This is a genomic window from Moritella viscosa, from assembly GCF_900120065.1.
GTDB lineage: Bacteria > Pseudomonadota > Gammaproteobacteria > Enterobacterales > Moritellaceae > Moritella > Moritella viscosa.
This window is the reverse complement of the sequence record NZ_FPLG01000035.1, coordinates 19,149-30,381: the sequence shown is the minus strand read 5'-3', so window position 1 is coordinate 30,381 and position 11,233 is coordinate 19,149. Positions and strand designations below refer to the sequence as shown.

Sequence of the window (11,233 nt, the reverse complement as noted above, 5' to 3'; positions counted from 1 at the left end):
ATTCTTAGTGGTTCTATACAGCCAATAAAATGGATGTGGTTAAATACTTCTTGTTCCAAGACATCTAGAATTTCCTAAGGTTGCCATAAATCTTTGAGTGTCAACAATGTATCAAATACAAATAAGAATCACTATCATTCTCATTGATATTTACAATGAATTTACACGTGAAGAACACACTTATTAACATTAATGAAGATTTTTATTAAAATTAATGGTAGGCATATCTTTCGAGTATATTTCTAAACAGAATTAGTGGTTTGTATGGTTAAAACATCAGTGTTTAACTATAAATAATGAATAAATATGAGAATATGGTATATTCAGGCACTATTTTTAATTAACCTATCCATAATAGATAGCTCAACTGCAAATCTTCCCGTTCACAGGGTAAAAATTTGTTTCTGTATTTAGGTATGGCACCTAGATATTTAATAAGTATTTAACGCTCAGAGTAAACAATCCAGTCATCAATCATGAGACTGTAATATCAATGGTTAGGATTCATCCCACCACACTATTTACTCGGTATTAAATATCAACTTCAATCATAGAATCAGCGTTATGATCTGTTTACTCACATTCATTTCAGATTAAGTAAAACACATCGGACTGATAAATAACCAAGAGGTAATATGAATACTATTTATTCAATTGGTGAACTCGAATCTTTTTTAATTGCATTTTTAGTGCTATTTTTAGGGCATATCATTAATAAAAAAATCCCAGCACTGCAACGCTTTAATATCCCCGAACCGATTGTCGGTGGATTGCTCGTGGCAATAATAATTACCCTTTTACACTTTCAAAATATCACACTTGAATTTTCTCTCCCCTTACAAAGTACATTGATGCTCATGTTCTTTAGTACCGTCGGTTTAGCTGCCAGTTATACTCAGCTACTGAAAGGCGGCTCAAAAGTGTTCCTTTTCTTAGCCGTAGCATCTCTCTATATTATTATTCAAAATGGTATTGGTGTGGGCTTAGCAACGATGCTTGGCCTTGAACCCATCCTAGGTTTAATTGCGGGCTCAATCACTTTGTCAGGTGGTCATGGCACTGGAGCTGCTTGGTCTCAAACATTTTATGATTTGTACGGAATGAATACTCTTGAATTAGCGATGGCAGCCGCGACTTTTGGCTTAGTGATTGGTGGTATTATCGGTGGTCCGATTGCCCAACGACTCATTACCAAACATAATTTAGAATCCGAGTATGGTATTGGTACTAACCACCACGAACAGTTTCCTGAACTCGTCACTTACAACGAATTAGAAGAAGATCGTATTACAGGTAAAAGTATCATTGAAACACTATTTATTCTGTTAACTTGTGTTGTTGGTGCAGGCTATGTTGAACAAGCCGTGTCACTACTTAATATCTCTTGGTTGAGAATTCCTGACTTTGTTTATGCATTATTTTTAGGCGTGATCTTCACCAACACAACAGAAGTAACCAAAAGTTATAAAATAAACAGTGAAGCAATTGATATCCTTGGTACAGTTGCCTTATCACTGTTCTTAGCAATGGCATTAATGAATCTCAAATTGTGGAATATTTTTGATTTAGCATTACCACTGCTTATCATCTTAGCAGTGCAAGCGGTTGTACTGGCGATATTCTCGTATTTTGTCACCTTCAAAATAATGGGTTCAAACTACGATGCAGCGATTATTGCTGGCGGACATTGCGGCTTTGGTCTTGGTGCAACGCCCACGGCGGTAATGAACATGGGTTCACTTGTTTCACGCTACGGCCCCTCGCCACAAGCATTTATGGTCGTGCCTATTGTGGGCGCCTTCTTCATTGATATTGTTAACTTGATTATCCTGCAAGGTTACATCAGTTTTATTGGATAAAGTTCCAGTTTATCAGGTCTGTAAATATCAGACCTGATAAACATAGCAATGCTCATATACCCAACTACTATTTCAGCTTTGGCTTAACTCGATTCGCACGTCGAATACATATTACAATATAAAAAACGGCTAAAATCATCGGTACAGTCCATAAAAAAACCATTACCCCTCCCCAATTACATAAATAGATGGTTATTATTATATGTGATTAAATTAATGAATCGTTGGCTGGGTATCTGCAAGCCATTCGGGTGATATTTGTAAAGCATCAAAACAAGATTCACAGATAGGGTGACGACGACTAAAATCCAATAATGGTATCAAGGTAACTTTAACCGCTTTTGTCGCTAATGACTTGAAGGTGTCCGATACAGATTCGCCACGTAATAATGCCATCATCCACTGATGCGGCATGGTTAAATATCGTAGTGCGGTATAATGTTGGCCTTGTTCTTCATAGACTGCAGCTAAATTATGCTGAACAGAAATCCAAGCCATGAGCAGCTCTTCATTTTCAGGATCATTTTCCCACTGTTGCTTTATCTGCTCGACTGCATTTTGGTAACAAAACTCAGCATCTTCCCAAGATTTTGAATCAAAACAACTGTTTCCATTTTCCACCAACACTTTCCAAGTTTGCATAACGACGCCCTAATAATAATGATTCTCATTTATATTTGATAATCCTTATCATGTAAAGCTAAATTGATGCAAAACCGAAATATAATTTAATCATTCATCAATTTGCATTAATTGATGAGAACTGTGCCCAACTCTGACGCTTCCGATAAATCGTTGATGCACTTATATCAAGCAAGGCTGCTGCTTTTGGAACATTACCATTACAATGTGCTATCGCATTTTCAATAATCTGTTTTTCACTTTGCCACAATGGAATTATATCATCCTCCACCTCCGCTACTAGCCTTACATTCTCAGGCTTAAAGTTGTCGCTGTCATGAGAGATCAGTGTTGGTAAATGTTTGCGTGGAGGCAGTAAATTTAAATAGTCATCAAATGCTAATAAATGTGGATTTCGTTTCTGTTCATCAGCTATATTTTCTTGGAGCATTTCAATGGGTAACATTGCGCTTGTTACTATATTTGAATTATTTAAAACCACTATTTGTCTGATCACATTTTGCAACATTCGTACATTACCCGGCCACGAGTAATTCGTAATTATTTCGATTGCTTTATTATCAAAACCTTTAAATGCTTTACCCTCTTCATTACTATAGTCACTCAATAATTGCTGAGCGATTAAAAGACAGTCATTATTACGCATACGTAAAGGGGGCAACTCAATAGGAATCACATGCAAACGATAAAAAAGGTCTTCACGGAACCTGCCTGCCATTACTTCATTCCAAGGTTGTCTATTCGTTGCGCTAATAAAACGCACATCAACATGTTCTTCTTGTGATCCGCCAACACGTTGAAATACCCCTGTTTGGATAAAGCGTAATAACTTACTCTGTAAATCAAGGTCCATTTCGCATATTTCATCCAGAAAAAGCGTCCCACCATGAGCGCGAGTTGCTGCGCCATCACGATTAGATGTGGCCCCTGTAAATGCACCTTTCATATGACCAAAAATTTCGCTTTCAATCAATTCTTTAGGTATTGCTGCACAATTAAGTGCAACAAAGGGCTTCGTTTTTCGTATACCACAATCATGAACAGCCTGCGCACAAACTTCTTTACCAGTCCCGCTTTCACCAACGATAAAGACTGACGCTTTACTACTCGCGACACAGTCAATCGTTTTATATACAGCCTGCATTGCGAGTGATTCTCCAATGAAACCTTGAAAGTTATTTTTAGGTAAACTATTTTCATATCTGGTAACCAGATTAATTAAATGTAGCTGCTTAATCGCATTACGCACTGTAATTGAAAGGCGCTTCGCATCAAAAGGTTTGACCAAAAAATCAAATGCACCAGCGCGCATTGCATCGACCGCAATATCAATTGAGCCGTAAGCCGTAATCATAATAATACTAATATTAGGGTGTCGCTGCTGCACTGTTGTTAAAATATCCATACCTGAAACATCTGGTAATTGAATATCTAAAATCAGTAAATCAGGTTGCCACCGAGTAAGCTCAGCAAGTGCATCTCGTCCTGATTTAACATGAGTAACCTTGGCACCTTCAGAACGCAAGTAAGTACTGTAAATAGCACCAACAGAAGCACTGTCTTCAACTAATAACGCAGTAAACTCCATATAAGGACTCCTTGTCATGCCAACCCTGTGGCACATACCTTAATATTCTAACTTTAGTCACGAATTAAAAATTAATGAGAAATATATCTTCGCCGTACCTTCAATTGTAAATTTCGCCATAAATCACGATAACAATACGCTAATAATAATGTATTTATCGCGAGGAGAATAAATTCAACAACACGATAACCATCAATTTTACTTATATGTACAAGCAATAAAATAATAAAAACCAGCCACGAAATAAATAAGTGTGATTTGCAATAAGATAAGTAAACTAATCGCTGACTAATCACGTAAAACAGCACACCGCGAACGAATACAGTTAATACCATGGTCAGCAATAAACCAGTAATTCCAAATTCACCAACAGCCCAATAACCAATAACCACCATATGTAATGCACACACGCCATCAATAATCGATGTCCATTTAGCGCTTTGCTTTAAGAAACAGCCAATATTCAACAACTCAGAATGAAAACGTAAAGCCATAATCAAACACATCCAAGGGATTAAACTAACACTATCTCGGTAACTGTCTGGAAGCATAACGTCCATTAATATGGGGGCCATAAATAGCATACTACCGGCTAACAACATGCCAATTTGTACACCTAATATCGCGTATTTCGCGCCTCGTGTTGGATCGAGATCATGAATTTTAAAACGCCGCGCATACCACCACATACGGAAGGGTTCAAACGCGACTGATATCATGAGTCCAAACTGTCCAGCGGCAAAAAATATCGCCAATTGTTGTTTACCTAGATGAATAACTACCAACCAATTCTCAGCCCCATTAAGGCCGTATACAAAAATGCCCGAGAAAACAATAAATACAATATAGCGATAATGCTGAATTGAAAAAGAAGCACGCCGGCCTTGTAAGTGACGGCGGAAATAGATTAACACCCCGATTGCAATAGACGAGCTACTAATAGCACTCGATAACATCATTCCCGTGACCCCATAACCCGATAAAAGGAACACTATCGAAAGCGTGGTTTGTAGCCCGCCTTGCGCAATGGAAAAGCACATAAAGGGTAATGCCCTATGTGTCATTCTAAAATAGCAGTACGGCACGGTAAGTAATGAAGATAAAGATAAACTAATGAGTAATAATTGCAGATCAAATAAACGTAAGCTAATGGGTAGCCACGTCATAATCAGTCCGCTTAGAGGTAAAGTAAGACCAAGAAATATGGCCGCACACAAGAGTGATAACCGGAAACATTGACGCATTACCGCTGCGTTATCTTCTTTCACCTGACTACTCGCAAAACGGAATAATACATCACCAAGCCCTAATGTCAGGAACAAGCTCATCATCGACGCAATACTAACTAAAAAATTAAGCTCACCGTATTCAACTTGCGTTAATATTCGGGTGACAATGGGCATCATAATGAAACCCAATCCTTTTAGTACAAAGATACCGAAACCATAAATAAACATCTCTCTCAGACTATTCATTTAATTCTGGTTCCTTCAATTAAATGAGATAAACGACGGGCTTGTACTTGCGCGTTAAAGCATTGTTCAACGCGCTGTCTTGCTAATACTCTCATCTGTTCCCTGACATTATTTTGGCATTGCATAAAACTTTCAATCGCGAGTTTTAGCGCAATAGTGTCCTTCGGCGCAACAATATACCCAGTATCCTTAGTCACAATTTCACTACAGCCCATTACATCACTCGTGATCACGGGCAGTCCCATCGCCATTGCTTCTTTTAAGACCATAGGTTCTGTATTGCGGTCCCCATCTTCCGAAGTGCAAAACGGTGCAACAAAGCCATCATAATTAGCGCCCTCTCGCCCTATCCAATGTGGAGAGCGATAACCAAGTAAACGTACAAATGCATTCAGCTTTAGTTTTTTGACCAAGTCATAGAGCTGTTTTTGTGACGGACCTTGACCAACAATATCTAAATGAGGACGCTGGTTTTCAGCAATTAAAGCAAGCGCCTGCAGCGCATATACAATACCTTTTTTTTCGACTAGTCGACCGACAAAAAGAAGTTCTAGTTGCTTATGGGCAGGTGCAGGATGAACAACAAATCGAGATATATCTACACCACTGTGTAACAGATGGGTATGCTTAGCCCCTAACCTCTCAAATGTATCAGCCATACTTTGGCATACTGCAATATTAAAATCACAAGCAGATAGCTTGAACTGAATATCATCATTATTCACATATACATCATGACCATGACCAACACTTGACGTTGCAATATCAAGCCAGCGGGCTGCTACTAAGGTATAGGCCAAACTGCAATGCATAAAATGGCAATGAAAATGATCACAGCAGGACTTACTGGCAAGATAAGCCAGCTTTGCGCCATATAACAATAATGACTTGGTTGGAATTGCATGCTGATTTTTAGCACACATCAATGCTTTCGCCATTGCGAATGGTCTTTTTGCTACAAACCTTGAAACGTCTCTATTTGATGCACTGTTGACATCAATAACACTAACGTTATGAGGTAGTGTTATGGCTAAGTCTCGCTTAATAAAACAAAACACCGTTACCCTGTGCCCCGCCTTTGCTAAGGCCTGTATTTCTGTAACAATAAATGTTTCTGAGGCAATAGGAAATTCTGGAACAACGATCGCGATATGTTTCATTGCGATACCTTAAGCAAAAAAGTTAACCTAAGTATAGAAATAATAATGATATTGGCATTGTGGAAGTGAATTTTAGGCTGGCCTACCGTATAATATTCTGTTTTATAGTATTAGTGAGTGTTTTTGACCATGTATATTGATCCACAATGGCGCATATTAACAGTTGGTGATGGTGACCTGTCATTCTCCAATGCTTTATTTCAACATCATGCTCCGCAACACTTAACAGCAACAATTTATGATTCTCTCAGCACCTTACAATCTAAGTACGGTGATGATTTTCATCAACAACTGTTAAAGCACGATTGCCAAGTTTTAACTGAATTCGATATTACCAATCCAGAGACTTGGTCTACAGTGACTAAACATAGCTTTGACTTGGTCATTTTCCAGTTTCCATTAGTTCCTGGTTTCACATCAAAAACAGAATTTAATGAAAAATGCACAGGTATTGGGATCAATACGCTTAATCGTCGGCTTTTACGTCAGTTTTTGATTAATGCAAGCGAACAATGGCTAGATCCCATTGGCCCACAGTTGTGTTATATCACCAGTAAAGACGTAAAACCCTATTCTGAATGGAATATTCAACACTCGCTGATACTCAATACCAATATTAATTACTTGGGTGAAATGAATTTCGACATTGTAAACTTCCCAGGATACCGGGTGCGTAATGTCGATCGTGATAAACATGTTAAAGATACCAAAGGTATTACTTACGTATGGAGTCAACGAGCAGGGAACCAGCTTACACAAGCGCTCAGTTCCCAGCTCACGCAACCGCCAATATTAGGTGACGATTGCTGTCATTACTGTCAAGCAGGTCCATTTACATCAGACCAGCACAAACAAGCCCATGAAAGCTCACGTAAGCACTTACGGATGAAGGACTTTGAACAGCAATGGCTTGCTGACTTACAAACAGCTTAGCTCTCCCGCTACATCACTGTGTAAATATTTTGATGCAGTTACTTTCGCCTGGTAGCTGCTATAAATAAACACCAAAATAAACGTAATACTCAATAGCATGATTATCGTTGGTGCAGGCGCACTGTCTAGGAAAAAGCTTAAATAAACCCCGAAGAATGACGCTAGTAACGAAATCAACAAGGCAACAAACACCATACTTTGAAATTTATTCGTCAGTAAGAATGCAATCGCTCCTGGCGCAATCAGCATCGCAATAACCAAGATCATACCTACCGCCTTTAGCGCACACACTATGGTTAATGATAATAGTGATAACAAACCATAATGTAATATCGTTGTCGATAGCCCTATCGCTTTAGCATGTTGATGATCAAATACAAAAACCAGTAAATCCTTACCTTTAATCAGCATAAACGCCACGACCAGAAAGGCGATAATACTCACCTCTAGAACGTCATGCCATGTAACCCCAAGTACATCACCAAACAAAATATGATCTAAATGTACACCCGATTCTATTTTGGTCATTAATACCAAACCCAGCCCAAACATACTCGAAAAAACAACCCCCATAACGGTATCTTCTTTCAATCGACTATTGTCTTTAATAAATCCGGTCGCTAATGCGCAAAACATTCCTGCAACAAACGCACCAATAACATAAGGAATAGCGAGCACATAAGCGATAACCACGCCAGGTAAGACCGAATGGGATATTGCATCGCCCATCAGGGACCAACCTTTTAATACCAAAAAACACGACAATAAGGCTGCTGGAATAGCAACGAGCAACACAATAACAAATGCTTGCTGCATGAAAGTGAATGAAAAAGGCTCTAATATCGTGTTTAATATTGTTTCAGATAATGTATCAAGTAATGTAACCATCATAGCGTCCTTATCGTTTGTCTGGCTTTATATCTTGCGGCTAGGTAGCCATGTTTAGGAGCAAATACAAACGCCAGAATAAATACCATCGCTTGCAAGACCACAATGATCCCCCCCGTTGCACCATCAATAAAATAGCTTAGATAAGCACCAACAAATGAACTAACGGCTCCAATTACAACACTTAATATAATCACACGTGAAAACCGGTCACTTAATAAATAAGCTGTCGCACCGGGCGTCACAACCATCGCTATTACTAAGAATGCGCCAACGGTTTGCAGTGCCGCCACAGTGCATGCACTGAGTAAGGTAAAAAATAATATTTTTAACGAATTTGGGTTTAAACCAATACTACGGGCATGGTTTTCATCAAAGAAAACCACCATTAGATCCTTCCATTTTAATATTAATACAAACAGTGAAATGCCTGCGATTAAGAGTAACTGCACTGTATCAGCAGGGGTAATAGCCAGAATATTACCCAGTACAATAGTTTGAATATTCACCGATGTCGGGGCGAGTGACACCATAAACAGACCTAATCCAAAAAATGAGGTAAAGATTAGGCCGATGATTGCGTCTTCTTTTAACTTTGTGCGTTGATTTAAAAACAGCATAGTGGTTGCCGCTAAACCACCCGAGAAAAAAGCCCCTAAGGCAAACGGTAAACCCAGCATATATGCGGCGGCAACACCGGGAACAATCGCGTGTGATAACGCATCACCAATTAATGACCAGCCTTTCAACATAAGATATGCAGACAGAAAAGCACAGACGCCGCCCACCAGCGCACTAATAAAAATAGCATTTACCATATAATCATAACTAAATGGCATTAATAATGTATCTAGCATCAATCCCTCACAACAGACGTTTGCTCAACTTCACCATATAGCACCACTGGTCGTTCATGATCAGAGAGTACCGTCACCTGCCTCGCATCATCATCCTCATGGAGTTCATCACCCGCTAGAATGAAATGACGTAATACCCCACCAAACGTTTTTTGCAGGTTATCTTGGGTAAATATATCGCGCGTTAGCCCTGCATCTAATATGGTACGATTAATGAGTACGGTTCTGTCGCAGAATTCAGGTACAGTACCTAGATTATGTGTGGATACTAAGATAACTTTACCTTCTCCACGCAGTTCACGTAATAACGCCATGATCTGCTCTTCCGTTTTTACATCAACCCCCGTAAAAGGTTCATCAAGTAAAATAACTTGGCTTTCTTGGGCTAATGCACGCGCTAAAAACACCCGTTTTTTCTGACCGCCAGATAATTCACCAATTTGACGATTTTGAAATTCACCCATGTTGACGCGATCAAGCGCCATATTGACCTTATCGTGATCATTTGGCTTTGCGATACGTAACATATTCATATGTCCGTAACGTCCCATCATGACTACGTCTTTGACTAAAACCGGAAAGTTCCAATCAATTTCTTCACTCTGTGGAACGTAAGCGACATAATTATTTTTTAACGCCTTTTTAACCGGTAAACCCAAAATGTTTACAGAGCCTTTAGCCAAAGTAACAAACCCCATTATCGCCTTAAATAAGGTTGATTTACCGCTGCCATTGATTCCCACTAACGCAGTAATAGAACCCTTAGGCAAATTAAAGCTGGCATTGAATAATGCGGTATGACCGTTGCGATAAGTTACGCTGATATCATTAACTTCTAATCCCATCATTATTGATTTAGTCCTTCTGCTATTGTACTTAGCGTGACTTTAAGCAAGTCAATGTAGGTTGGCACGGGTCCATCAATCGCGCTTAATGAATCAACATATAACACACCAGCATAGCGACTACCTGTTTCACGAGCGACTTGCTGTGCAGGCCGAGCTGATACCGTACTTTCACTAAAAATGGCAATGATATTATTGGCTTTGATCTCATCGATTACTTTCCGAACTTGCTGTGGAGTTCCCTGCGCATCCGCGTTAATGGGCCAAAGGTAAAGCTCTTTCAAATCATAATCACGCGTTAAATAACTGAACGCACCTTCGCTACTAACTAACCAACGTTTGTCTTTCGGTACAGCTGCAATTTTCTGTTTAAATGGCTTAACTGCATCGAGAATCTGTGCACTATAACGCTTGGCATTTTGGTTATAAGTCGCAGTATTCACTGCGTCATATTTCACCAGTGCTCGACGGATATTTTCAACATAAACCAATGCATTAGGCGCAGACATCCAAGCATGAGGGTTAGGTTTTCCAGAATAAGGCCCCTTCGCTATACCCATAGGCACTATGCCCTCTGTTACAACAACACTAGGTACATCACGTAAATTATGGAAAAACTTATCAAACCATAACTCTAGATTAAGACCGTTATAGATAATTAAATCAGCACCTTGCGCGCGGCGTATATCACCCGGTGTCGTTTGGTAATTATGGATCTCAGCATCCGGCTTGGTGATGGACGTGACAATAGCGGCGTCGCCAGCAACATTTCTGGCCATATCAGCTATCACAGTAAACGTAGTGACAACTTTAAATTTATGTTCCTCTTTTGCAGAAGAGCTAGCCCACACTGACGTGGATAAAAAAAGTGAGAAGAAGAGTAGTGATGATGTAGTAAAACCAAACTGACGAAGCATGTTAATTCCTTGTTATTAATCCAATACAGATAATACTAACAAGGAATAAATAATTTCTCAATACAAATG

Annotated in this window: 10 protein-coding genes; 2 read left to right on the top strand and 8 right to left on the bottom strand. The window is 39.2% G+C overall.

Going from position 1 to position 11,233, the window contains the following annotated elements; all coding sequences use genetic code 11:
- The first annotated feature begins 635 nt into the window (after positions 1–635).
- Entirely contained in the window at positions 636–1,859 is a 1,224-nt protein-coding gene (gene gltS / locus BT797_RS05445; protein ID WP_045109803.1) for a sodium/glutamate symporter, read from the top strand.
- A gap of 213 nt (positions 1,860–2,072) precedes the next feature.
- On the opposite strand, the gene BT797_RS05440 is transcribed toward gltS, so the two are convergent.
- From BT797_RS05440 to BT797_RS05425, 4 genes are all read right to left on the bottom strand, one after another.
- The gene (locus BT797_RS05440) at positions 2,073–2,501 is read right to left on the bottom strand and encodes a tetratricopeptide repeat protein (protein ID WP_045109802.1); all 429 of its coding nucleotides are present in this window, start codon (positions 2,499–2,501) and stop codon (positions 2,073–2,075) included.
- Positions 2,502–2,598: 97 nt separating this feature from the next.
- Positions 2,599–4,089, bottom strand: a complete 1,491-nt coding sequence (locus BT797_RS05435; RefSeq protein WP_075471287.1) for a sigma-54-dependent transcriptional regulator — start codon at positions 4,087–4,089, stop codon at positions 2,599–2,601.
- A 71-nt stretch (positions 4,090–4,160) separates the two neighbouring features.
- On the bottom strand, positions 4,161–5,564 hold the full coding sequence (locus BT797_RS05430) for a lipopolysaccharide biosynthesis protein (protein ID WP_045109800.1): 1,404 nt from the start codon (positions 5,562–5,564) through the stop codon (positions 4,161–4,163).
- Positions 5,561–6,724 carry a glycosyltransferase gene (locus BT797_RS05425; protein ID WP_045109799.1) on the bottom strand — a complete coding sequence of 388 codons (1,164 nt, stop codon included), beginning with the start codon at positions 6,722–6,724 and terminating at the stop codon, positions 5,561–5,563. Before BT797_RS05425 ends, BT797_RS05430 begins: the two co-directional genes overlap by 4 nt.
- 129 nt (positions 6,725–6,853) lie before the next feature.
- Between BT797_RS05425 and BT797_RS05420 the strand changes: the two genes are divergently transcribed.
- Positions 6,854–7,657, top strand: coding sequence for a class I SAM-dependent methyltransferase (locus tag BT797_RS05420; protein ID WP_075471286.1), 804 nt, complete (start codon positions 6,854–6,856; stop codon positions 7,655–7,657).
- Here BT797_RS05420 and BT797_RS05415 read toward each other — a convergent pair.
- The 4 genes from BT797_RS05415 to BT797_RS05400 are packed head-to-tail and all read right to left on the bottom strand — an operon-like array spanning position 7,643 to position 11,164.
- Complete coding sequence (locus tag BT797_RS05415) at positions 7,643–8,548, bottom strand: metal ABC transporter permease (protein ID WP_075471285.1); 906 nt, start codon at positions 8,546–8,548, stop codon at positions 7,643–7,645. The two genes, BT797_RS05420 and BT797_RS05415, sit on opposite strands and share 15 nt — an antisense overlap.
- Positions 8,545–9,402: a metal ABC transporter permease gene (locus BT797_RS05410; protein ID WP_045109796.1), complete on the bottom strand. Its 858-nt coding sequence runs from the start codon at positions 9,400–9,402 to the stop codon at positions 8,545–8,547. The genes BT797_RS05415 and BT797_RS05410 overlap by 4 nt, the downstream gene beginning before the upstream one ends.
- Positions 9,402–10,250, bottom strand: coding sequence for a manganese/iron ABC transporter ATP-binding protein (locus BT797_RS05405; protein WP_045109795.1), 849 nt, complete (start codon positions 10,248–10,250; stop codon positions 9,402–9,404). Before BT797_RS05405 ends, BT797_RS05410 begins: the two co-directional genes overlap by 1 nt.
- Positions 10,250–11,164: a metal ABC transporter substrate-binding protein gene (locus BT797_RS05400; protein WP_045109794.1), complete on the bottom strand. Its 915-nt coding sequence runs from the start codon at positions 11,162–11,164 to the stop codon at positions 10,250–10,252. The genes BT797_RS05405 and BT797_RS05400 overlap by 1 nt, the downstream gene beginning before the upstream one ends.
- Positions 11,165–11,233 lie beyond the last annotated feature (69 nt).

Excerpts from the sequence above, each read along its gene's own strand:
- gltS (WP_045109803.1), top strand. The coding sequence starts at position 636 with ATGAATACTATTTATTCAATTGGTGAACTCGAATCTTTTTTAATTGCA.
- BT797_RS05440 (WP_045109802.1), bottom strand. The coding sequence starts at position 2,501 with ATGCAAACTTGGAAAGTGTTGGTGGAAAATGGAAACAGTTGTTTTGAT.
- BT797_RS05435 (WP_075471287.1), bottom strand. The coding sequence starts at position 4,089 with ATGGAGTTTACTGCGTTATTAGTTGAAGACAGTGCTTCTGTTGGTGCT.
- BT797_RS05430 (WP_045109800.1), bottom strand. The coding sequence starts at position 5,564 with ATGAATAGTCTGAGAGAGATGTTTATTTATGGTTTCGGTATCTTTGTA.
- BT797_RS05425 (WP_045109799.1), bottom strand. The coding sequence starts at position 6,724 with ATGAAACATATCGCGATCGTTGTTCCAGAATTTCCTATTGCCTCAGAA.
- BT797_RS05420 (WP_075471286.1), top strand. The coding sequence starts at position 6,854 with ATGTATATTGATCCACAATGGCGCATATTAACAGTTGGTGATGGTGAC.
- BT797_RS05415 (WP_075471285.1), bottom strand. The coding sequence starts at position 8,548 with ATGATGGTTACATTACTTGATACATTATCTGAAACAATATTAAACACG.
- BT797_RS05410 (WP_045109796.1), bottom strand. The coding sequence starts at position 9,402 with ATGCTAGATACATTATTAATGCCATTTAGTTATGATTATATGGTAAAT.
- BT797_RS05405 (WP_045109795.1), bottom strand. The coding sequence starts at position 10,250 with ATGATGGGATTAGAAGTTAATGATATCAGCGTAACTTATCGCAACGGT.
- BT797_RS05400 (WP_045109794.1), bottom strand. The coding sequence starts at position 11,164 with ATGCTTCGTCAGTTTGGTTTTACTACATCATCACTACTCTTCTTCTCA.